At 40.3% G+C, this 23,626-nt stretch carries 14 protein-coding genes and 1 pseudogene; 6 read left to right on the plus strand and 9 right to left on the minus strand.

Going from position 1 to position 23,626, the window contains the following annotated elements:
• Positions 1 to 2: 2 nt before the first annotated feature.
• Positions 3 to 941, minus strand: coding sequence for a Sll0314/Alr1548 family TPR repeat-containing protein (locus NSP_RS03480; RefSeq protein ID WP_017803802.1), 939 nt, complete (start codon positions 939 to 941; stop codon positions 3 to 5).
• A 304-nt stretch (positions 942 to 1,245) separates the two neighbouring features.
• Between NSP_RS03480 and NSP_RS03485 the strand changes: the two genes are divergently transcribed.
• Positions 1,246 to 1,926 carry an ABC transporter ATP-binding protein gene (locus NSP_RS03485; protein ID WP_017803803.1) on the plus strand — a complete coding sequence of 227 codons (681 nt, stop codon included), beginning with the start codon at positions 1,246 to 1,248 and terminating at the stop codon, positions 1,924 to 1,926.
• A 24-nt stretch (positions 1,927 to 1,950) separates the two neighbouring features.
• Positions 1,951 to 2,691: a 16S rRNA (guanine(527)-N(7))-methyltransferase RsmG gene (rsmG, locus tag NSP_RS03490; protein ID WP_006198642.1), complete on the plus strand. Its 741-nt coding sequence runs from the start codon at positions 1,951 to 1,953 to the stop codon at positions 2,689 to 2,691.
• Between the two features lie 218 nt (positions 2,692 to 2,909).
• Here the strand turns inward: rsmG and NSP_RS03495 are convergent, their stop codons facing one another.
• A complete protein-coding gene (locus tag NSP_RS03495; RefSeq protein WP_017803804.1) occupies positions 2,910 to 4,196 on the minus strand; it encodes a family 10 glycosylhydrolase in 1,287 nt (428 codons plus the stop codon).
• 154 nt (positions 4,197 to 4,350) lie between these two features.
• Between NSP_RS03495 and NSP_RS03500 the strand changes: the two genes are divergently transcribed.
• Complete coding sequence (locus NSP_RS03500) at positions 4,351 to 4,785, plus strand: cytochrome P450 (protein ID WP_006198644.1); 435 nt, start codon at positions 4,351 to 4,353, stop codon at positions 4,783 to 4,785.
• Here the strand turns inward: NSP_RS03500 and NSP_RS03505 are convergent.
• The 5 genes and pseudogenes from NSP_RS03505 to NSP_RS03525 form a co-directional block, all read right to left on the minus strand.
• The gene (locus NSP_RS03505; RefSeq protein WP_006198645.1) at positions 4,752 to 5,534 is read right to left on the minus strand and encodes a peptidylprolyl isomerase; all 783 of its coding nucleotides are present in this window, start codon (positions 5,532 to 5,534) and stop codon (positions 4,752 to 4,754) included. The genes NSP_RS03500 and NSP_RS03505 overlap by 34 nt on opposite strands.
• A gap of 378 nt (positions 5,535 to 5,912) precedes the next feature.
• Positions 5,913 to 7,460 (minus strand): beta-barrel domain-containing protein, encoded by a 1,548-nt coding sequence (locus NSP_RS03510; protein ID WP_006198646.1) that lies wholly within the window; start codon positions 7,458 to 7,460, stop codon positions 5,913 to 5,915.
• A gap of 126 nt (positions 7,461 to 7,586) precedes the next feature.
• Positions 7,587 to 10,638 (minus strand): annotated as a pseudogene (locus NSP_RS03515) (peptidase domain-containing ABC transporter).
• A 21-nt stretch (positions 10,639 to 10,659) separates the two neighbouring features.
• Entirely contained in the window at positions 10,660 to 11,268 is a 609-nt protein-coding gene (locus NSP_RS03520; RefSeq protein WP_006195626.1) for a helix-turn-helix domain-containing protein, read from the minus strand.
• A 2,309-nt stretch (positions 11,269 to 13,577) separates the two neighbouring features.
• Positions 13,578 to 13,943, minus strand: coding sequence for a HetP family heterocyst commitment protein (locus tag NSP_RS03525; RefSeq protein ID WP_006195627.1), 366 nt, complete (start codon positions 13,941 to 13,943; stop codon positions 13,578 to 13,580).
• A gap of 1,916 nt (positions 13,944 to 15,859) precedes the next feature.
• On the opposite strand from NSP_RS03525, the gene NSP_RS03530 reads away from it, so the two are divergent.
• Positions 15,860 to 16,468 (plus strand): hypothetical protein, encoded by a 609-nt coding sequence (locus NSP_RS03530; RefSeq protein WP_006195628.1) that lies wholly within the window; start codon positions 15,860 to 15,862, stop codon positions 16,466 to 16,468.
• An 87-nt stretch (positions 16,469 to 16,555) separates the two neighbouring features.
• On the opposite strand, the gene NSP_RS03535 is transcribed toward NSP_RS03530, so the two are convergent.
• On the minus strand, positions 16,556 to 19,000 hold the full coding sequence (locus tag NSP_RS03535; RefSeq protein ID WP_006195629.1) for a GH116 family glycosyl hydrolase: 2,445 nt from the start codon (positions 18,998 to 19,000) through the stop codon (positions 16,556 to 16,558).
• A gap of 340 nt (positions 19,001 to 19,340) precedes the next feature.
• On the minus strand, positions 19,341 to 20,051 hold the full coding sequence (gene rpiA, locus NSP_RS03540; RefSeq protein ID WP_006195630.1) for a ribose-5-phosphate isomerase RpiA: 711 nt from the start codon (positions 20,049 to 20,051) through the stop codon (positions 19,341 to 19,343).
• 639 nt (positions 20,052 to 20,690) lie between these two features.
• Here rpiA and NSP_RS03545 point away from each other — a divergent pair.
• Positions 20,691 to 21,383, plus strand: coding sequence for an S-layer homology domain-containing protein (locus NSP_RS03545; RefSeq protein ID WP_231859585.1), 693 nt, complete (start codon positions 20,691 to 20,693; stop codon positions 21,381 to 21,383).
• A gap of 168 nt (positions 21,384 to 21,551) precedes the next feature.
• Positions 21,552 to 23,459, plus strand: a complete 1,908-nt coding sequence (gene dxs / locus NSP_RS03550) for a 1-deoxy-D-xylulose-5-phosphate synthase (RefSeq protein ID WP_006195632.1) — start codon at positions 21,552 to 21,554, stop codon at positions 23,457 to 23,459.
• The last annotated feature ends 167 nt before the right edge of the window (positions 23,460 to 23,626 follow it).

Raw genomic sequence — 23,626 nt, forward strand, 5'->3', positions numbered from 1 at the left:
AATCAACCACCTAAATTATTGAGGTTGTTAAAGGTATTGTTGCGTTCACGTTCAATTTGTCTCACCAAATCGGCGGGAAGTTGGGATCTTTTAGTTAAAGCTTTGTCAAAATTAACCACAGCTTCTTGGATTATTGACTGACTTTTCGCTTTTTCTCCCTGTTTTCTAAGAATTTGAGCTTTGAGATAATATAACTCTGGGTTCTCAGATGTGGTTTTTAAAGCACTGTTCACATATTCCAAAGCCTGAGAATACTGTTTTAAATCGCGATAAGCAAGGGCTATACCCCTATGCGCCAAGTATTGAGGCGCAGCATTTGCTTTTAACCTCGCAATCGCATCATCAGGATTAGCAAAGGGTAAATTCACAGCTAGCATCAAATCCATGTAGCCTTTGAGCAAATTCAATTCTGGATCTTGAGGTGCGATCGCTTCGGCTCTGTCTAAATGTTGATAAACTTGCCGTAGGCGAGTTAAAGCTTGGGGCGCACCTTTGAGTGTACCCTCACGGGTGAGAATGGTTGCTCCTTCAAAAAAATGTCCCACAGCAGTGTATATATTACCACGTAGTTTGTCTGTAGCAATCAGCTTTTCTCCAGCTTCAAGAGTTTTTTTGCTGTAAGTATCCAGTGTAGCCAAGTCTTTATTTGCATAAGCTAAAGATGCTTTCATCGCATAGGCTAAAGGCTCATTTGCTTCGGTGGATATTGCTTTTTGTAAATAACTTTCGGCTGCTGGATAATCACCGTTTTGGAAAACCGCTTTAAAAGCTGCTGCTGTATTGTCTCCAATGTTACGAGCTTCATTAGTGCGGAAAGGATCGCCAGCCAGAGAAGGATAAACCCACAAATTAAGTGCAAGTGCAGTTACAAAAGTCCTCTGAGCCAGCTTAGAGACTTTAGCCAACCCCATAGATTTCGCAGTAGAAAACCGTTTATTCATTGTCACCCTTCAAAAAATTGCAGTTAAAATTATTGCAAGTGTTACTTAGAATGCCAAAAAAAGTTAACTATAATTTGTGTCGGTTTCAGCCCAAATATTCTACACAAGTTGACTGCGATTATGTTGGCAGGTTTCCATTTTTGTTGCCTTTGTTCAAGGTAAAATCTGCCACAATAGAGAAAAGATCAAGGTAGCTTTTTGCAGTTAGTATCAGATTTTCGCCAAAAAAAACTCGTAATTTGCGAAATTTAATTTTCTAGTTACTCTTAGGAATAATCAGCCAACTTTTTCATAGTCCTCACAAATGCTCTATATCAGAAATCTAACTTATCATCCCACAGCCAGCCCAGCAGAGATTCTCAAATCAATTAATCTAGAATTAGTCCCCCAGCAACTGGGTATGATTATTGGACCGAGTGGTTCAGGTAAAAGTACCTTACTAGAAATTTTATCTGGATTAGCCGAACCAACTTCAGGTTCACTTTTCTGGAGAGAACAAGAACTTATCCCTGAACAGTTACAACAATTGGCTGGATTAGTATTTCAGTTCCCCGAAAGGCACTTTTGTGGTGGTACGATTTTAGAAGAATTGCGTTTAGGACATCCGGAATTAGGCTCAGAGCGAGTCAGGGGAGCATTAAGCGAGGTAGGATTAGAGCATTTATCACTTTCCGCCGCACCTCACGCTTTAAGTGGTGGACAGCAGAGGCGTTTGGCTTTAGCGGTACAATTAATTCGTCAGCCGAATTTACTGTTATTAGATGAACCCACAGCCGGGTTAGATTGGTCAATGCGTCGGCAACTGGTAAATTTATTAGCGAAACTGAAAAAAGATTGGACACTGTTAGTGGTGACTCATGATGCTGGGGATTTGTTGGCGATCGCCGACCGATGTTGGACACTGAACCACGGTGAACTACAATCAGTAGACCCAGCCATACTGAAAGCGAAAGCTCAAGAACCTGTGATCACCAATGACCAATGACCAATGACCAATGACCAATGACCAATGACTAACTTATTGCCAGAAATGGCGGAAATATGGCAACAAACCCTAAATTGGCAACCCGACGAACAACAGCAGCAAAAATTTCAGCAGTTGTATGAATTAATTGTACTAGGTAATCAACAGTTAAATTTAACTCGCATTACCGACCCCCAAGATTTTTGGGAAAAACATCTTTGGGATTCCTTGCGAGGAATTGCACCACAAGGGCAATTTATCCCCTCTCTCTCAGAAAATGCTTCTATAATTGATATCGGCACAGGTGCGGGTTTTCCCGGAATTCCCGTAGCAATTACCGTGCCTAATTGTACAATAACTCTGCTAGATTCCACCCGCAAAAAAATTAACTTTATTAACGAAACCTTGACACAATTAACTCTGAGCAATGCCAAAACTTTAGTTGGAAGAGCCGAAGAAATAGGACATCATCCCCAGCACCGCAAAACCTACGATATAGCTTTAATTCGCGCAGTTAGTAATGCGGCTGTCTGTGCAGAATATACTTTACCATTGCTCAAACACGGTGGTTTAGCTGTAATTTATCGCGGTAATTGGACAGAAGAAGAAACTAAATCTTTGCAAAATGCTGTTAACCAATTGGGTGGAATAATTGAATCTTTAGAACAATTTACAACACCTTTAACTAACAGCATTCGTCATTGCTTGTACTTGCGAAAAGTAGTAAATACTCCAGCTAGTTTTCCTCGTGGTGCGGGTGTAGCAACGCAAAAGCCTTTGTCCTAAAACCTCACCCCAACCCTCTGGTTACAAAGGAGAGGGTTGGGGTGAGGTTTTATAGATTATTTCATCAGTAATTTAAAATATTTATAGTAATCCTATTTTATTTGTGATAGTTGGCTTGGTGTAGCCATCAATGTATTTTTTAATGGAACCACAGAGACACAGAGGACACAGAGAGATTACAAAGACAGGTGTTAACGAATGATTTGGGACTGCTAAAGTTATGGTTTTTGAGTGATTGATTGTACTAAATTTTGCAGGTTACTGGCGGTTTTTTCTGGTTTTCCATCTATGGGAAATACTAAAACACTTTTTATTTGTGGGTTATTAATTATTGCCTCTAATCGATGAAATTGGTTGTCACTAATGCCAATTCCATCAACATTTCTCACATATTTTAATTCTTCTTGGTAATTGTCATCATTATAAACTTGAATAAACACTCTATCAACGTTCCAGTTTGGCCAATCTGCTGCAAAATATCTTTTAGCCCAATAAGGATTATGATGAGAAATATCAAAACTAACGTTTGGGTTAGCCTGTTTAATTCCACTCACCATTTGTTGGACAAATTTTGTTAAGTTAGCGGTACGGTCTACTTGTCCTGGTAGTTCAGCGTGGTAGCCTAAATAATCATCCCATTGCACGGCATCGATTTGGGGGTATTTGGTGACAAATTCCACTGAGATATCTTTAAAGAAATTAGCAACTTCTGGTATTTCTACATCTAAAACATAATGTTCAATGTTGGAGTATGTTCTATCTACACCAGGAACTACCCATCGGCGCGCGATCGCTAAATCAAAAATTGGACTATTTTTATCGATTTTAATGCCTTTTTCAAAGTAAGCATGGACTTCCATTCCTTGCTTATGCGCTTCATCAATTAACCAATCTAACCATTTATCTTGAAACTTATTAGGACAACTTTTAAACCCTAATTTATTTTGCATGACATCGCTGTTATACATTGTACAACCATTACCCCAAACGCCATGAATTATGGTGTTAAATCCTTGGGAACGATATTGGCGAACTCGTTGACGAATGGTTTTTTCGTTAGCATTATTAGTAATATAGTAACGACTGAAATAAATACCTCTAATTACTTTTTTATCCCAAGGATTTTGAGGTAATGTTGTTTTTTGAATAGGGGTTGTTGGTGGTAAAGCCGATTTTGGTTTAGTATCAGGATTGACTGTGTTTGATGGGGTAGGAGTTGGGGTAGGAGTGGGAGTGGGAATTGGAGTGGAAATGGGGGTAGGGGTAGGAGTTGGGGTAGGAGTGGGAGTGGGAATTGGAGTGGAAATGGGAGTGAGAGTGGTATTCAAAATTGGTATAGTTATTTGCGGATTCTGAGATACAAGGTTAGTAAAAAGATTAGTGATCATATCTCGATTACCTTTCTGGCTCAACCACCATCCACCAAATCCTAAAATTATGAGAATTACTGATATGGGGATATTCGCGCATCCACACCCATTCGGCTCTTTTTTCTGTCCTGACATATTAATATGTTGAATCTATCCAATATCTAACATCAAGATACAGTGGTGGGATTCCGCAAAAACTCCTAATTGTGCGATCGCCTCCGACATCCCCGACCATACCCGTCTGCGTTCCCTGGTGCATCAGGCGTTTATACCACGCCTGATTGGGCAAATGCAAACCCGCATTCATCGCCTCGCCCATGAACTGATTGATCGCGCCCAAAGCAAAGGTAAAATGGATTTAATTCATGATTTTGCCTTGCCAATTCCAATGGTTGTGATCAGCGAAATGCTCGGCGTTGCTGAACAAGACCGAGCCGCTTTTCATCATTGGTCAAGGGTGATGACCAGCACCAGTAAACCGATTGACGGTATTCTTGCTATCCCCTGCTTGTATCAACTTGTGAGGTTTCTGCGCCGACTTTTCCGCGAACATCGCCGAAATCCCCAAGATGACTTAACCAGCGCCCTGCTACAAGCTGAATCCGATGGCTCGAAATTATCGGAAGATGAATTAATTGCTATGGTGGCGCTTTTACTAACTGCTGGTCATGAAACCACAGTCAATGATATCTATGCTGGTTTGACCAAATTAGTTGATGTTTGAGAGTTGGTATTTTGTTGCATATTGGCGACAATTTCCACTGTGGTTATTTGTTGCTGTAACCAATTTGTAAAGAAGTCTCCCATGATTTGAAGCCGCAAGTTTTCATCTAATTCTGGTTTAATGATTTCCTCAACGGCGATGATATGCGCTCCTTTGGGTGTAATGATTGGTTTGAGAATTTGTGGGGGAGTTGCGGCAAAAACTGCGGCTGCAATCTCGGCTCTAAAGTCAATGCGGCGGCGGATTCCCTGATAACCACCTGCGCGCCGGGTTTCGGGATTTTGGATGTATTGACGAGCAATTTCTTGGAAGCTGATTTCGCCTTCTTGGAGGGCATAAAATAGCTCTAAGGCTAAATCTTCATCATCTAAAATAACTTCATAAGTTACTGCTCCAAAATATTTGGCTTGGTGTGCATAAAAGAATGGTTCGATTTGGTCTGCAAATAAATGATTGGCTAATTTGGAGGATGTGAGGTTGATTTTGGCTATTTCTTCTAAGTCATCTAGGGAAAGATGATGTTTTTCTAACCAACTCCAAGTGTCTTCTGCTTTGAGTAGTCGGTTCGCTAAACGAAGATTATCTGCGGCTGTTTGCAGTTCTTCTGTTGAGATTTCAATTCCGGCTTTGTCAGCGGCTTCTGCAATAATTTTTTGAGTGGCGATCGCCTCTAATATTCCAGGTATTTGGCAAGCCATCTTTATATAATAAATAATGTCTTCAGCCGAAATTTTTACAATATTTGACATAATTAAAATCCTCCACTTATTAACTAATTGAAATTAGTTTTTTGACCGTTGACAAGCAAGCGAGTATCTTCTTCACCATCTTTGCTTGATATATTGTTTAACGTCTCTATCTAATGATAGTTTTAATCTTTTAATTTACCCTCATTACAACTATTAGTTTTTGCAAATTTTCATGAAATAAAAAGAATGATAAACTTTACCCTATTCCATAACTATTTTAACTCTAAAAATAGGGGTTATTGTTAATAACAAATATTTGACACCTAGCCCTGGTAAAGATGTTGGGTTTCCTTGCGTCAAACGCCAGTTGCTCATGGGGGAAACCCCCAAGATCGCACTGGCTCCCCAACCTACATTTTTTTGTCCCTAATTATTTGTCTAAAGTTCTAGACCGCCTTGTTGCAATTTCTTAAAGGGATCTAAGATGAAATCAATTACTCGGCGTTGACGAATAACTACCTCTGCGGTAGCTGTCTGACCGGGGGTTAAATTAACGCGTTGGTTAGCAGTTTGTACATAAGGCTGATCTAGGGTGATATCTAAATCATAAGTGTCTATACTGCCTTGGTTGCTAGACTGAGTTCTAGAATTAGGTGCAATCCAACTTACACGCCCTTCCATTACACCATAATCTTGATAGGGATAGGCATCAAATTTGATTTTTACCGGCATTCCTTCTTCTAAGAAACCACTGTGTTGGCTGGGTATCTGGGCTTTGAGAATCAATTTACTATCTTGAGGCGCAATTTGGGCAACGATTTGTCCTGGGTCTACCACTGGCCCTGCTTTACTGATGGGTAATTCAAAAACTATACCATCAATAGGCGATCGCACTATGCGCTGTTTCATCTGAATCTGCAAGGACGCAATCTGACTCTTGGTTTGACTGATTTCTGATGACAAACTGCTAATTTGCGTCTCCATATCTTTGAGTTGTTCCTGACTTCTCAGCACCGCTAATTTACCCGCTTGGACAATGCTTTGATAACTGCTTTGTTGTTCTTGTAAACGTAGTTTTGCTTGCTCAATATCGGCGACAACTTGACTCATAGTCGCCTGATAGCGGCTCATTTCTTCTCTTAAACGCAGTTGCGCTTGGGTAACATCAGATTGTGCTTGTAAATGCAAGCGTTGGCTGTCCTCGGCTGTCTTTTCTAATTCCACTAATTGGATTTGCGGAATTGCACCCTGTTCGTACAGTTGACGAAAGCGAGCAACTTCGGCGACATCTCGATTAAAACGACTATTAACTAACTTTTCAGCAGTCTGGGTAGAATTAATATTCTGTCGAGCTTGTTCAACTAAAGCCTGTCTTTCTAACCTTTGTAAATTTAATGCACTTTGTCTCGCATCCAGGTTTTGCTGCGCCTGATTTACTTGAGACATTTTTTCTAATTCTTGGGCTTGATTTTGTTGTTCTTGGATATTTATCGCCAGCATCAATTGGTTTTTTAGCAGTTTGAGTTGTGCTTGGCGATCGCTTAATCCTTGTAATTGTGTTTGTCTTTGCTGTAACTCCTTTTCCAGGATATCAGAATCCAACTCCAGTAAAACCTGTCCAGCTTTCACCATCGCCCCTTCTTGGACATTAACAGCTTTCACAGTCCCAGGAACTGAAATACCTAATTGATGTGTCGCGCCTTTCGGTTCTAAACGCCCTCTAGCGCTGCCGGTTTCATCAATTTTGGTAAGCATCGACCAAGGTAAAATGATCGAAGTAAATATTACCAGAAAGTACAGCATGGAACGTGTCCAAAGCTTTGGTAAAGCATCTAGCAGTTCTTCTGTACCATAAAACCAATCGTTGGCTTCGTTTTCTACCTCTGTCTGATTATCAACAACAGCACTAGAGTTTTCAACCTGGTTATTTTGGTCTTGCTTTGGTATTGCAAGTACAGATGATAAATGTTGAGATGGATTTGGCATAAGTAATTCAACAGTTTATTTTCTATAGGGATTAGGAATTTTAGATTTTAGATTTTGGATTGAAGTGTAATCTAAAATCCAAAATCCAAAATCCAAAATTGATTTCCCTGCTCCCCTGCTTCTTCTTCAAGCTGTTTGTGCTGTTTGAGCCAGTTGTTGCTGGTTGAGATAGAAGTAATGACCTTTTTTTGGCGATTAATTCATCGTGAGTCCCGCTTTCGACGAGTAGACCTCGATCTAAAACTAGGATCAAGTCAGCGTTACGGACTGTGGACAGGCGATGGGCAATAATTAGGCTGGTACGCCCTTTGAGGATGGTTTTCAGGTTATTTTGAATGATTCGCTCAGATTCCGAATCGAGGTGGCTGGTGGCTTCGTCTAAGAGCAATAAGCGGGGATTTCCGAGTAACGCACGGGCGATCGCAATTCGTTGGCGTTGTCCACCAGATAACATCCCCCCACCTTCACCAATTTGGGTTTCGTAGCCGGTGGGCATGAGCTTGATAAATTCATCGGCTCCTGCTAAACTGGCAGCTTCAATAATTTCCTCTAAGGTGGCTTCTGGATGAGCAATACTGATATTTTCGCGGATTGTCCCGCCGAATAAGAAGGTATCTTGATCAACAACTCCAATTTGAGAACGTAGCGATCGCAAAGAAATGCTAGTCACATCTTGAGCATCAATTAATACTTTTCCATCTGTCGGCAGATATAGTCCTAATATCATCTTGGCGAGGGTTGTTTTTCCTGAACCACTACGCCCAACCACCGCTACAGTCTGCTCAGGAAGGATTTCAAAGCTGAGATTTTCTAAGACATTAATATCACTCTCTGGGTGATAGCGAAAAGTTACATTTTCAAATTTAATCTGTCCTTCTAATCTCGGTAAAAACTGCCGGGGTTGATAGTGTAAATCTTCCTCTGGTTCCGCTTCCAGAACATCATTAATTCTTTCACTAGAAATAACTACTTCCTGGAATTGATTCCACAAAACCACTAACCTTTGAAATGGGCGAATAATGTTCCCCAACAACATATTAAACGCCACTAACTGCCCAATTGTGAGTTCATTTTGAATGACTAACCATGCTCCAAACCACAGCAAACCCGTAGTTACTAAAGTTTCAATCCCGGAGCTAAAAAGCTGCATTTTGTTACTAATTATCTGCCCTGCAAATGTCTTTTTAATGACATTATTTAATAGCTCTTCCCAATGCCAACGTACTGTTTGTTCAATAGCCATTGAGCGAATTGAGCTAATACCTGTGAGGGATTGAATCAGATAACTATTTTCGCTGGCTGTGGCATTAAAAGCCTCACGATTAATGCGCCGAAAGAACGGTGTAGCCACCAGTGCGAGAATAAAGAATGGTGGGATAATCGTTAAACTCAGCAAAGCCATTGGTGGACTATACCAAAACATTAATCCCACGTAAATAAACACTGTCAGCAAATCCAAAGTGATGGATAAAGCTTCACCGGTGAGGAAGCGCTGAATTTTGTAGTTTTCTTGGACGCGGGAAATAATATCACCAACGTAGCGGGATTCAAAGAAGGCTAAAGGTAGACGAAAGGTATGTTTAATAAAACCTACCAATAAGGCTACGCTAATGCGGTTGGCTGTGTGGTCTAGTAGATATTGGCGCAGTCCATTAATTACGACACTAAACAAGCCAAAAATTAGCAACCCGAACCCCACGGCGTTTAATGTCAGGGTGCTACGCTGTACTAATACTCGGTCTAAAAGCAACTGAGTTAATAAGGGCGTAACTAATCCAAATATTTGAATGAACACCGAAGCCATGAAGACTTCTAGCAATACTTTGGAATGGGGTTTGACTAATTCAAATAATTGCCAAAATTGTGTACTCGCTTCTTCGGTTTCTTTAAGTTGGGCTGTGGGTTGTAATAATAACGCGTAACCAGTCCAACCAGCTTTAAATTCTTCTTCGCTGAGGGTGCGTTGACCAAAAGCGGGGTCGCCGACAATTACCTGTTTTTTGCTGACTTCATAGACAACAATGTAATGTCTACCTTCCCAATGTGCGATCGCAGGTAAGGTTTGTTGTGCTAATTTATCTAAGCTGGCTTTTACGGGACGGGTAGTAAAACCGATACTTTCCGCCGCAGTTGTTAAACCCCGCAATGATGCACCGGTGCGATTAATGTTAGCTAAATCTCGCAGTCGGTTAACGCTCAAACGCTTACCCCAATAGCGGCTAATCATCACCAAGCAAGCGGCTCCACAGTCAGCAGCGCTTTGTTGTTCATAGAACGGATACCTCTTGGTTAATCGTCCCCACCAATGGCCAGCTTTGACTGTAGGACTGGGAAAATAGGCTTTTCTTTGCTTCTTTTTCGGTTCTGGGTCTGGTGGTGGTAACTGTCTAATTAGAGTTGGGGGAATTACTGGTGTAGGTGTGTCTTCTGTAACGGCTTGGCGATTTTGCGATAATTCGGCTAATTCCGGCCAATATTCTAATGCGACTTGCCAATGGGCATTTTTCAGGCTATAAACCTTTGTGGGTTGAGTCGCGCGCCAATCTTCCTGCTGGGGATATACGTAGATGTTTCCCGGTGTTAATCTGCGTCCATCTGTGTGCTGTAGTTCGCCCTGATGCAGTAGCCACAGTTTGGTATCTTGGAATAAATTGACTGGAAGTGAGTCGCCTTCGACGGTGTGGCGCTCAAATAAAGCCAAAGCTTTGAGTATTTCTTCTACAGAACTATTGTGAGGAATGAGGGACGTTTGACAACATAGTAACAGTAAATCCCACAGTTCGGCACGTTGTTTGAGGCGATCGCGAATACTCGGATGTTTGCGGATTACTTCTTGTAAAGATGCTTGGGGAAAATAAGCAACTTTTAACTTCACAGAAGCTCTAGCAACATAAGGGCTAAATTGCTCTTCTGTAAATAAAGTCAGTTCGCCAAATGATGCTCCTGTTGTCAGGGTGGTAATTAAATTATTGGCGCTATCTAAAAGCCTGACTTTACCCCCCAGGACGATATATATCCCATTCGGTGCGCTTGCTGCTTGCCAAAATTGCTTTGCTACAGGTGGTTCGACAATTTCCACCCCAATCAAACATCTTTCAATTTCTGGCTCTGATAGCGGCTCACCCAGGCTGTGGATAAGTTGTTGCGCTAAGTATTCTGGAGAAAACGTTGATGCCATTTTTTGACCTCCAAGACAGAATTATTTATTGGTCGGAATCAGATTTAATGACCAATGCAAATTAGGCTCGGAGTGAGATTGCAAATCGCAAATTGTAATCCCAGCATCCTTGGTTTGCTCAGTTTCTGGAGGGCTGGAACTTTTCTTTTTGGTTGACAGTCCCATTTGTTTAAGTAGACGATTAATGTGGCGATCGCTAATTTGGATATTAAATTCGTTAGCTAAATGTTTGCTCAACCATTGAGCAGTCCAATAAGTAAACGCATAACCATAATCACGAGGGCTATGGCTAACCAATTCTTTAAGTCTATCCAGATATTGATCATTCACAATCTTCGGTCTACCGATGGGGCGCTCATTCCATTTGTGTGCTAAACCCGCTTCAGCTAAACCAATCCAATAGCGAGCCATTTCCTGAGAACACCCGATAATTTCACAGATTTGACTTTGAGATTTACCCACATCAGCTAACAACATAATTTCAATGCGTCGCCGATATTCTGGCTGTAAATCACCTTGTAAGCTTTTCTGCAAAGCCTTTTTTTGGAAAGATGTTAAAAACTTACCTTCTTGAAAATTTTGGATGTTGTAATTTTCCAAGGTTTCGCTTTGGCTAAGAGAGTGTGACATATTAATTACCAATTGTCATTTACTGAAAATGTGGGCAATTTTATCCGTTGCAGCTATAGTCAACGCTCTATAAATAAGGCTTGACAACTGCAAAAGTAATTAGCCTTTTCCAGCTAATTAAGTATTTACCTGATGCGGGTATAATGCTTGGTAACTTCCCTCTGCTATTGTGACGAAATCGAGGGCATATACCCGTGTGATCTTGGCTTTTTATCCTCAATATTTCACCCTGCTTTATCGGCTATACAACGAATCAGAAATGTAATCAAAAAGCAGCCGATACATCACGGAATTTTTCTATTTTTCCCAGTCAACACATTCTTAGTTAAAAGCTGCGCTCTTGTAGTGTGAGCGATAGTCAGTAAGTAGTAGTAAACAAACCTGACAAAATATGAAGCAAGCATAGCTGTTGTCTAATCTAATAAACAGCAATTTCTGGTAAGATACCTAAAACCAGTAAACTAATCACTGGCTAACCCCAATAACTTGAAAAACTTCCCTGAAAAAATGGTGTGATATTGGTAGTGATTTCAACCAAGATAATTAGTTGACCATCACAGGGAAGTGCTTTGCAGTCTTTTAGTGACTCCTATTTTGAGGATGTTCCTAAACTCTGTGATACAGGTTCATCAGTCAACCTCAAAATATTTAAACTGGTTTTTTTCGATTACCAAAAATGTGGTTGGAATGTGTTCCATCAAAAAATGGAACTTAGAGGCAGCTAAGGTCAGGTTATGAATACAAATCTACTTCCTAGACTAGCCTAAGACTAGCTAATATCTCATCAGCAGATTTCAATAAATCTGGAATTATCTGAAAAACAAGTTTAACGAAAAAGCCACAGGTTTTCACTCTGTTGTCTTAACCTACTGTTATCCTTTTAGAAATTTTCCTACATCTAGTCAAGGGTTTTCTTAAAAAAGACGAGATCTTTACTCAATATTGATTATATCTTTACTTGAAATTAATAATAATTTTGTCTCCATGAAATTTACAAATTTATTATTAGTTTCTTCTCGGTAAAATTCCGTCATTAAACTTTAGTAATTACCCTATAGTATGTATTTAGATATTAGGAGATTACTCAGTTATTTATTAATCAAAACATTCATACTATATAATAAATAAGCTTTTTACCTCTATCTCCAGCCGGAGAGATATATATTGATTAATATCTAGTTTTTTATATTTAAAGTATCTATCTCTAGGATGAAACTTATTGATTTGGGTAAATAAAGTTAACCCGTGGGGGTCGTCATTTATCCTTTGTCATTGCTAAGGGTTTCTGGCGTGTTTACTTCTCGTAATATACAGCACTTTGCAAGTAAATCAAGTACACACATTAATATTATAAATCTTGTGGGGGAGGGCAAGGACTGCCCTCCCTGCGTACGAAATTCTGAATAAACCCGCCCGTACAGGAATAGGTAGGGGGTGAGATAAAAAAACTGGAAGCTCCTCATTGTGAGCTTCCAGTAGTTGCTGTATAAATTGTCAACTTATAAAGCAGAAATAATCCTATTTGGGAGAAAGAGGATTATGATATTTGAAAAAAAAACATCAGTGCTATAAAATCTATCAACCATAATAGGACTTACGCAAGAACTCTCTGAAACCTTCTTAACTTCTCCCTTTGGGAGAAGGGGAGACGCTTCGCGGTAAGCGAAGCTATGCCGAAGGCTTTACGTGGTTCGTTTTTCCATAATTTTGCGTAAGTCCTGCATAACTACGATTGAAACGTTACTTTTTCTTTTTCCACTGCTGCTTATGATGCTACATATCACCTTTTTAGGCACAGATAACACCAAATTCAGTCAAGAAGCTCCATTGAGTTTCCCCACGTCTGAAGACTCAATAGCCAGCAAGCATTAAAATTTAAAATTGCGGGGAGACGCGACTCTAAATTTACTGTAGCCAGACTTCTTTGCAAAAAGAACCACCAATAATAACGCTTAAATCGTCAGTCTTGGTTTAGGAGTTATTACTCCCTCAGATACTGACTACTTCAGCAACAGCAATCAGTGAGATATGTTTCATAATCTATTCATTGATTTGATGTTTTTAACGGAATTTTTATTTACTCACCTCTTGTTTAGTAGCTATCTCTAATTTATCGGATTTTGGTAGGCAATATTTGCCATTTTGGCAGATTTTATTCAGCAATTTTGCTGTTATCGAATAGGGCTAGTTAAGCAGATAAAAAATATGTTAAATAACACACCCAGCAGTCCCTATAAAATCTGGCTCTATCCCTACTGAGAGGAATAGAGCAGCTTATGGTAAACATTTGATGTGGTAAATTAATTATCTCAACCGCCACCACGAATTTTGCTTGTTTGCTTTCCTACCACCTCAAGATAAGCAAGGTCTTTAATTTTATTTAAACAACTGGCTGAAGCATTAGTATTACACCTGTTACTTATCGATGGTTTACCAGCTTTCATATTTTGATGATGCTGTTGCTGCGCTCTGCTAGCTTGGGTATTTTCTTTGAGTAATCGATTGTAAGTGCGATAAGGAATGTAATGTAAAGGATTGTAACCAACTATGCGTAGCATTAAAACACACGCCCAGGAATACTTACCGGCAAGAATCGCTTCTACTATTTGCTCGAATTGTTGAGGATTCATTGCTTGATTAAAGTTGCTACTAATTCCAGGAATATCTTGATTCATAGTGTTAGTTATCTTTGATGAGACTAGCTAGGTTCTTCGGTGCTTGGTGTGAAACTTGACTTGCAGTTACTGATTGACAATACAACAGATTATTGAGAAACCAAGAACTTGATTAACAGATACATACAGAAGGTTCTTTGAGTTTGGCTGGGACACAGTTCAGCAGAGTTTGAGCTTCCGACTGGAAAACTAGGAGCAAAAATATAAAAGGTTGCGGCAATAGGCACACGAGGATATTTATTTTTGGTAAATTCATTGTTATTGAGGTAACAAGACTGCTAGAAATTGACACCAGAGGAAAAGCGAAATAGTAATAAAAATAAAAATGATAAAATTTCATCTTTAAACTTCTCCCTTGATTTGAGGTTGCGACTGCATGTGACCTGATGATTCTTTCCATAAGCTGACCTTCAATTAAAAGTCTATTTCTTGCTTTATATGGCTGGTGGTAGATGCAGTTGTGACTCGTTTTGAATGTTTTAATTTTTCATTAAACTAGCTTTCCCTGATAAACAAATTTATTTTATTTTTTTTGCTCTTAATTTGAGAGCATTTTTCTAATAAATTCCATTCACTCTCTAAAATAAATCATTATTTATCTGAGAATGTGAGGGACAACTTTAGTAAGTATACTATTGTTTGCTGTTAATATCATATCTTATTTTAGTATGTGTATCATGAGATTTGGTGAGTTTTTTCATCTCTAATTATATGTTGTTTAAACTTATTTTATATCATTGAGTTACTAATCTGTTAGGGGGGTCAAACCCCTCGCTTGTAATTGATTTGAGTTGGGTGTATTCATGAAGTTCCTAGACAATTTACCACTAAATAGATGAATCAACGACTGATAATTAGAGTCATATAAATAGCATCAAAAAAAATCAAAATATCTTGACTAACTTAGCTATTGAGAACATTTATTATTTATTCTTGGCATTTTTCATGGTTTATATGAGTGTCAGCCCTTGCTATACAAGGGTTGTAGTCGTAGGGTATTTGATCATTTTATCCAATTTCATTATGTATTTGGCTGAGGTTTTAGCAAGTAACCACAAAGAAGAATTTGTACTTATGAATGGTTTATGGTATTATTTGCGAAATTTTCCAGATTCCTAAATACCTAAAATAAAACATCTTTTTGAGGCTGTTTGAAAAGTATAATCTAGCAGGTTTTGTCTAAACACGATTGATGTAACCGAGAAGGGTACTGGACTCTGAAGGACTAAGAGGGGTGCATGGTTTAACTGATACTGGGTAGGCGGATGCAGTCTTGTAATTCGTGTTAATGATTGGGTTTTAAGTCAGGATTTTATTAATCGCTATTTTTCAGTTTCATTTTCCCCAAAGTCTTTTACACAAGGATTTTACTCACCCAACCCAGATGCGACCAATATCAGAGTTTTGAACAGATGCTATTGCATTGTGATCTCAAGTCATATTTAATGGAAATTTTACTAATCTTGGTATGACGAAAATTAGTCACCTTTGTATTGTGGCAACTAGCAGTTTTAATTCGTAAGTATTGGAAATCTTTTTTTAACCCTAGTTATATGTTCTTTTGGTTCATGAAACACCCGGAAAATAAATCCAAAAATTGGAAATGCTGAGTGTTGGGGCTGGAGACAGTATACGAATGAGGAGCGGTACGGTAAAACATCTGTATTGCTCTGCATCTATATTCGTATTGGAATATACACAAAGACATTGTGAAGCTGAAATTTGTGTTTGGTATGACCTCAAACCCTTTGAATTTGAGCCGTTTTAAATAATTACTACCTTTATCAACAATATTTATGTGTATTTTTTTTGTTAAGTCATTTGCTAGGGTCTTTATTTTACAGACAGATACTTTAAGATTGTTTATACCAAAACTGGAAAAACTCAATTACTAGTTCCATAAGTGTTTACATTTTATGACAACAACCACTTTTTTGAAAAACTTAGCAATGGCAACAACTGGAGCTACATTTATGCTTCTAGGAAGTGTTGCTTCTGCTCAAGCAATAACTATAGGCGGTATTGAATATACCCTGGGCGAACAAATTTTTGCCACCGGAGGTAACGTAGAAGCAACAATTCTAGAAGGTAACCCCAATACTTCATTTATCAGTGAATTAAGACTATTTAGTTCACTTGACCCCAATGGAGCATTCACGCCTATTGGTACTAATAAAGAGGTTGGTAAAACCGTCAATTTAGGTATATTTCCCTCTGGACAAGAACTATTTTTCGGCATATATGTCCCGAATAATGACCAAACTTACTTCTTAGGTTCAGCAGATCGCAACCCTGATAATATTATCCATGCAGGTTTAGCAACGATTAAACTAGGAGTAATCAATGCTACTTTTGAAGATGATCAAAACGGTGGGGATTTGAGTTATGACGATGTACAACTCCAAGTCAATGGTGCTATTAGTACTAACCCACAATCTATACCAGAACCAAATACTGTTTTAGGTGTTTTGTTTGCAGGTGGAGTGGGAATTTCTAAATTAAAGTTCAGCAAAAAAGCTTGTTAACTCCTTACAGATAAAGCCTGTAAAATTAGGGATTTAAGCAGCCGAATTGTGGGAATTAATGCAACGGAAAATGCTATCTGCTATTTTTCAGACTGTATTAGTGTCACTATGTAGGATGTGCTTTTTAGCATCGATAACCAGATAAATTGCCCAAATAGCCATCGCCCGTAGATAAGTACTAGCACGGAAAGTCCCAGATGCGGTGATAGCTTCCGGTGTGCGGAATTGTAAGCCATTGTGATAAATTTGCTGGACTACAGCGCCTGTTAACTTCAATGCTTCATCCTGCATTCCCATTTGTACAAGAAAAGCCGCCAATCCAAAATTAATCCCTGTCCAGACTTCCAGAGGATGGGTAGCATTGGGGTTTTCTGCTGAACCATCAGGACGCACACCGTTAGCCGCGCCAAACTCACCGTTACAAAACTTAACAAAGCAAGCATGATAAACAGTTTGTAAAGCAGATAAAGCGCGATCGCTTGGTACAATATCAGGCAATCCCAATAAACGCGCATAGAATTGTCCACACAATTGATCCGCCATCACCACATCAGAACCACTCTCACTATCCAAGCGGAAATACTGACCATTCCAGAGCTTTTCTTGATAAATAGTACGCGACTGCGCCAACCAAACCCGATACCTCTGTCCTAACTCCTCTGTGTCCTCTGCGCCTCTGTGGTTCGTTAATAAAATATCACTAATTGCGATCGCAGCTTCTAAAGCCGCTAACCACAACCCGCCACAATAAGCACTCACCCCCTGTAACCGCCAATCATCAAAAGTTTGGTCAGGTGCGCCAGAATTCTCAGGAATCCCATCACCGTCTAAATCAAAGCTTTTCAGATAGTCGAGAGTTTGCACAATTCCCGCCCAACAATCTGCCAAAAACTGGACATCATCAGCACCAGTTAGCAGAAAATCTCGGTATACCTGCAAGACAAAATCACTACCCAAATCCTTCCACAAATTGCAATCTTGATAGCAGGTATAATTTGTTTTTTCCCAAACGTGTTCATTCGGTGCGCCTAAATCGTGGGGTGTTGCACCTGCAACTTTACGAACTGCGGTTGTGGTATCCGCCCCGATGGTATAATAATAGCCTATGACACGCTGGTGATTATCACTATGGGGAATTGCTCTGGCAAAGGCGCGAATTACTGATTTTTCCAGTTCCGGGAACAAGTGCAGTAGCCCAAAAGAACCATATAACCGCACATCGAGACTTTCGTACCAACGATAATCTAAGCATTCCAGGACGGCAAATTGCCCAATGGGGTCAAGTTCTGAGGCTGCACTCCAGAGAGTTCCACCGCTTGTGAGGTCATATAGCTCATTAAATAAAGCCATTTTAAACCAGTCGGGTAAATCTTCTCTGTCAATAATCGGCTGTTGCCAATTTTCTATATTTTTATACCAAGTTTGATATTGAGTCAGGGCTGTAGAGGCGATCGCCCAAGCATGATCACCACCACGCCCAAAAAAGTCAGTATATCTGCGGTAATAATTAATTCCGGCTGCAAATTCTGTTACCGGAAAATCCCAAGACAGGACAAAAGGAATGGCTAAAGTTTCCCCTGGTTGGAGAGTGAAACGCAGGGCGATCGCTACCCCGATTTGTGTATTTTCTAACGCGGGAGTAGCATCTTGATAATTAGTTAAAGAACCATCAGCAGCAAAGGTTTCCCACACATCTGCCCCAGTACCAGCAGGATTCCAGCAAGTATTATAAAATACTTTAAACTGGGGATGTTTGATAGTCGCAATACACCAACTACCATCGCCTTCTGCTACTGAGTCATCATCAACAACTCGGCTACAAAAACAACTAAAGTTTTCTGTATTTTCTGTGATACAATTATAATTATCTTGACTATCGCCTAAACGTGGCTGATATTCATAAACCGGACTACCATCATCCCGTATCCGCACTTCTGGAGACTTGAGCGCATTAGTAAACCAGCCCACCATATTTTGCCAAGTCAGCATAATACTCAGCGTAATCGGTGCATTTGTGGGGTTATGAGCCTTCCAGTTAAACACCGCCACCGGATAGCTAGATTCTTGATAATTTTCTGCCCAAATTGGGGAAAACTGCTCACAGGTTAACTGTGCTTGCAAGACATTTTCGTAGACAAACCAGCTACGAGGATATAAGGCGTGATAAGTTCCTGTTGACTGTGTAGCTGTAGATGCTGGATACCATTTCCAAGCTGAGAGACTACCATTTTCTGGCGCTTCTGTAGCCAAAGCATAAGCTTGAGCCGATGTCCCATCAGATTCAAATACACTAAATTGACAAGCGGGGATATTTTGAAACGTATGTTCACCGCCGTCAATGTGCCACAGATTAAAGTCTCCTCGTGAAGAACGACCGATACAACCCGCACCAAAGCCACCTAAAGGCATACCGTGCCAAGGGCCATCATCAATATTACTAGCGTAGCGAACAGTGTAGGGCTTGTCCCAGCCTAAACCGATGGGACGGCTCCAAGTGCAAGAGGGAATTACGGTGGAGTGCGGTTTTGTCATCGCCTAATTTTACAACGTGCGGTTACGGTATTTAACTGTAATTTATATAGAAATCCGGTGCGATTTATCAAAAAAATTAACTGTGACAGAGCTAATTTTGTGCATAAGCATATAGGATATAGGACTTAGGCAAATTTATGGGAAAACGTTCGCGTAGCGTGCGCGTAGCGCATACCACAGAGGCACAGAGTACACCGAGTCAAGAGGGTTTAAGAGAGTTTTTGCGTAAGTTCTAGCATAAATATTGTGGGGTGAACTACTGGTTCCCCCAGAACAGGCAAGATGCCTGTTCCACAAAAGAGATGGGGAGATGAGCAAAATTTTCACCCAGTTCCCAGTCTTACAGTTGACGTACTAAGGGCTGACCGTCTATAACTTCGCCTACTAGAACTACATCTACACAATTGACGAAGATGCCGTTTTCTAAAACACCAGGAATATTATTCAGTGTTTTCTCTAGGTTAACAGGGTCATCAATAGAGTCAAATCTGACATCTAATACAAAGTTACCTTGGTCGGTAATTACTGGACCGGCTTTTCTCACACCCATGCGGAGTTCTGGTTTACCGCCGAGTTTTTTAATGGCGTTGGTAACAGGGGTAATGGCCATAGGTATCACTTCTACAGGTACGGCAAAAGTAGAACCCAAGCGCTCGACTAATTTACCACTATCAACCACGACGATAAATTGCTCTGCTAAGTAATCTACTACTTTTTCGCGGGTATGTGCCGCACCACCGCCTTTGATTAAATTCTTCTGGGGGTCAACTTCATCAGCCCCATCAATGGCAATATCAATGTGGTCAACAGCATCTAAGGTGGTCAGAGGTACGCCGTATTCTTTCGCCAGCACTTCTGATTGAAAAGAGGTAGGAATACCCACTATATCTTTAAGTTCACCGGATTTGATGCGATCGCCTAAAAACTGAATTGTATAAGCTGTAGTTGACCCTGTACCCAAACCGACAATCGACCCTGATTTTACCAGAGCCGCCGCCGCCTTGCCAACTTCTTGCTTCATTAACTTTACTGGGTCTGCTGTTGCGCTCATCCCAAAACTCCTGAAATATTGACTAAATGCTCTATCACGGCCGACTATACTACATCCTCGGCAATTCCTAATTCACTCACCCAAAATTTCTCATTATTTCCGCAAAATACCAGATTTACCAACGACACAACCGCATAAAAGCAGTTAGGTTATAATATTTGTCTGGCTTCAATATCAAATTTAATACCACGTAAAATTATTTTGAATCTCGTTATAATGATTACTTGATTTCAATCGTGCATCTTCAGTGATAAATTCTTACCCCCCTACTGTGAGGGTTTATTCTGTAGTGACTATAAAACTAACTTGACATTTGAAATTAGGAAAATTTTAGATTTAATCTGAACACTAATAATCTGAAATGTACCAATAAAGTTAGTTAATATAGACTATGCAGGCTGAATCAAAAAAGAGCTAGCTTGATTAAATTCAAATTAGCAAAAATTGCCCACCCACATAATTAGTGAGACATGATTTATTAACTAAAAACCGTCAGATTACTTCTTTACCTAATAATGGCAACTTTGTCAAGCGAAAACGCGTCAATCAGTTCAAGTCAATATTCTGAGCATCACCCACCAAGGTGAGTCTCTCATTTGCTTGTAGATGCAAAGTAGCAAAATCAAAATCATGAACAATATGCGAAAGTTGCTAAGTACTCTTTCCTTAGTATTACTACTGCAAAACTTGCCATTAAGTGTTGCTAAAGCGCTAGAACCAAGTGAAAAATTGCATTCTGAAGAAATTCAACAGGTAATTACAGCTAAGTTAATGACGAATTCACCTGATGGAAACTTTTATCCAGAAAGGATGATTAGTCGTGCAGAATTAGCTGCCATTTTGGTGAAAGCATTTAACCTAGAGCAACGCGAAGCTGTTAAACAACAAGAGTCGAAAACCGTGCCAGATGTTCCCCGTTCCCATTGGGCATTTAATGATATTCAGACAGTTCTTAAAACTGACATTATGAAAGGATATCGAGGCAATTTATTCTTTCCTAATCAAAGAGTAACAAGGGCAGAAGGTATGGCGATTTTTGCCCAAGCTTATGGTGTATTTCAATTTGGTGATAGTACCGTAAATGAAATACTTGAGCCGCATCCAGATGCAGTATCAATTCCAGTATGGGCCAGAAGAGCGATCGCCACAGTAGTTGCTGAAGGATTTATTAACACAGATGCCCAAAATAACATTTCCCCATTACGCCCCATGACCCGTGGAGACATGGCTTATTTATTGAGTCAATATTTACAAAGACAGCAGCCACAACCAGAAATGCCATTAGTGGGGAGTGGGGAGAAGAAGCAGGGGAGTGTGGGGAGTGGTCCGTAAAGAATTTTGGATTTTGGAGAAAGCGATTTTAGATTGCAGTCTAATCTAAAATCTAAAATCTAAAATCTAAAATTGATTGACCAATGACTAAATAATTATCGAGGCATCCCCACCGTGGGAAAATCAAAGAATGTTAGAAGTAGAGTTTAGAGAGGAACACCCTATAATATGCATCTGAGTGAAATCACACATCCTAACCAGTTGCATGGTTTGTCGATCCCACAATTGCAACAAATCGCCCATCAGATTCGACAAAAGCACCTACAAACCGTAGCCACAAGTGGGGGACATCTCGGCCCTGGGTTGGGAGTTGTAGAGTTAACAATAGGACTTTACCAGACACTGGATTTGGATCGGGATAAAGTCATTTGGGATGTGGGACATCAAGCTTATCCCCACAAACTGCTGACAGGACGCTACAACGACTTTCATACCCTCAGACAAAAAGCCGGCGTTGCTGGTTATCTCAAACGGTGTGAAAGCAAATTCGATCACTTTGGTGCTGGACACGCTTCAACCAGTATTTCCGCAGCATTGGGTATGGCTTTAGCGGGAGAGTTGAAAGGAGAAAAATTTAAATCAGTAGCCGTAATTGGTGATGGTGCTTTAACTGGTGGTATGGCTTTAGAAGCCATCAACCATGCGGGACACTTACCTAAAACAAAACTGCTGGTGGTTCTCAACGACAACGAGATGTCCATCTCTCCCAACGTCGGCGCAATTCCTCGCTACCTTAATAAAATGCGCCTCAGCGCACCCGTGCAGTTTATCAAAGATAATTTTCAAGAACAGTTTAAGCAAATTCCCTTTGTTGGCGAATCTTTGTCTCCCGAACTGGGACGCATCAAAGAAGGAATGAAACGTTTAGCAGTTCCCAAAGTTGGTGCAGTCTTTGAAGAACTAGGCTTTACTTATATGGGGCCAGTAGATGGGCATAATTTAGAAGAATTAATTGCCACATTCAACCAAGCACATGAGATGACAGGGCCAGTTTTAGTCCATGTGATTACAGTTAAAGGTAAAGGCTACGAAATCGCCGAACTCGACAAAGTAGGCTACCATGCCCAAAGCCCATTTAACTTAACCACAGGTAAAGCGGTTCCCTCAACGAAGCCCAAACCCCCCGCTTACGCCAAAGTTTTTTCCCACACTTTAGTCAAATTGGCGGAACAAAACCCCAAAATTGTGGGCATTACCGCCGCAATGGCTACGGGAACAGGTTTAGATAAACTCCAAACTAAACTACCCAATCAATATATTGATGTTGGTATTGCGGAACAACACGCTATCACCTTAGCTGCGGCGATGGCTAGTGAAGGAATGCGTCCTGTAGCGGCTATTTACTCCACCTTCCTTCAACGGGCTTACGACCAGATAGTTCATGATGTTTGTATTCAAAACCTACCTGTGTTCTTCTGTTTAGACAGGGCGGGAATTGTTGGTGCTGATGGTCCCACACACCAAGGTATGTATGATATTGCGTATCTGCGCTGTATTCCCAATCTGGTGATGATGGCACCCAAAGACGAAGCGGAATTGCAACGTATGGTAGTAACTGGCGTTAACCATACAAGTGGACCAATTGCCATGCGTTACCCCCGTGGTAACGGTTACGGTGTTCCTTTGATGGAAGAAGGCTGGGAACCTTTAGAAATTGGTAAAGCAGAAATTCTGCGTAACGGTGATGATGTGTTACTCATCGGTTACGGGACTATGGTATATCCCAGTATGCAAGTTGCGGAAATTCTCAGCGAACATGGCATTGAAGCCACTGTGATTAATGCTCGTTTTGTCAAGCCTTTGGATACAGAATTAATTTTGCCTTTGGCGAAGCAAATCGGCCGGGTTGTCACTTTGGAAGAAGGTTGTGTAATGGGTGGTTTTGGTTCGGCTGTGGCGGAAGCATTACTAGATGCAGATGTTGTGGTTCCTGTCAAGCGGATTGGTGTACCAGATATATTGGTAGACCATGCGACACCTGATGAATCTAAGGCGGAATTAGGTTTAACGAGTCGTCAAATAGCGGAAAGAGTAATGGCTGCTTTCTTTGCAAAGCAAGCATCTCCTGTTGTCTAGGGCTAGAACTATTAACTAAAAATAACTGGGTTGATTTATGCCTAGTTGTTAAATTATTGAGCAAGAAGGGTGGGGATAACTCACCTTTTTTTGTGTCATTTATCGGCATTAAGCGGGAAAATTAGATAATTTCTTTGATGGCAAAAGATAGCGCTCAAATTAGTCTT

This window comes from Nodularia spumigena CCY9414 (assembly GCF_000340565.2).
GTDB lineage: Bacteria > Cyanobacteriota > Cyanobacteriia > Cyanobacteriales > Nostocaceae > Nodularia > Nodularia spumigena.

Bases quoted from the DNA above. Each gene is read 5' to 3' on its own strand.
- dxs (WP_006195632.1), top strand. From the start codon at position 21,552: ATGCATCTGAGTGAAATCACACATCCTAACCAGTTGCATGGTTTGTCG.
- NSP_RS03530 (WP_006195628.1), top strand. From the start codon at position 15,860: ATGACAACAACCACTTTTTTGAAAAACTTAGCAATGGCAACAACTGGA.
- rpiA (WP_006195630.1), bottom strand. From the start codon at position 20,051: ATGAGCGCAACAGCAGACCCAGTAAAGTTAATGAAGCAAGAAGTTGGC.
- NSP_RS03480 (WP_017803802.1), bottom strand. From the start codon at position 941: ATGAATAAACGGTTTTCTACTGCGAAATCTATGGGGTTGGCTAAAGTC.
- NSP_RS03535 (WP_006195629.1), bottom strand. From the start codon at position 19,000: ATGACAAAACCGCACTCCACCGTAATTCCCTCTTGCACTTGGAGCCGT.
- NSP_RS03485 (WP_017803803.1), top strand. From the start codon at position 1,246: ATGCTCTATATCAGAAATCTAACTTATCATCCCACAGCCAGCCCAGCA.
- rsmG (WP_006198642.1), top strand. From the start codon at position 1,951: ATGACTAACTTATTGCCAGAAATGGCGGAAATATGGCAACAAACCCTA.
- NSP_RS03505 (WP_006198645.1), bottom strand. From the start codon at position 5,534: ATGTCAAATATTGTAAAAATTTCGGCTGAAGACATTATTTATTATATA.
- NSP_RS03500 (WP_006198644.1), top strand. From the start codon at position 4,351: ATGCAAACCCGCATTCATCGCCTCGCCCATGAACTGATTGATCGCGCC.
- NSP_RS03520 (WP_006195626.1), bottom strand. From the start codon at position 11,268: ATGTCACACTCTCTTAGCCAAAGCGAAACCTTGGAAAATTACAACATC.
- NSP_RS03510 (WP_006198646.1), bottom strand. From the start codon at position 7,460: ATGCCAAATCCATCTCAACATTTATCATCTGTACTTGCAATACCAAAG.
- NSP_RS03545 (WP_231859585.1), top strand. From the start codon at position 20,691: ATGCGAAAGTTGCTAAGTACTCTTTCCTTAGTATTACTACTGCAAAAC.
- NSP_RS03495 (WP_017803804.1), bottom strand. From the start codon at position 4,196: ATGTCAGGACAGAAAAAAGAGCCGAATGGGTGTGGATGCGCGAATATC.
- NSP_RS03525 (WP_006195627.1), bottom strand. From the start codon at position 13,943: ATGAATCAAGATATTCCTGGAATTAGTAGCAACTTTAATCAAGCAATG.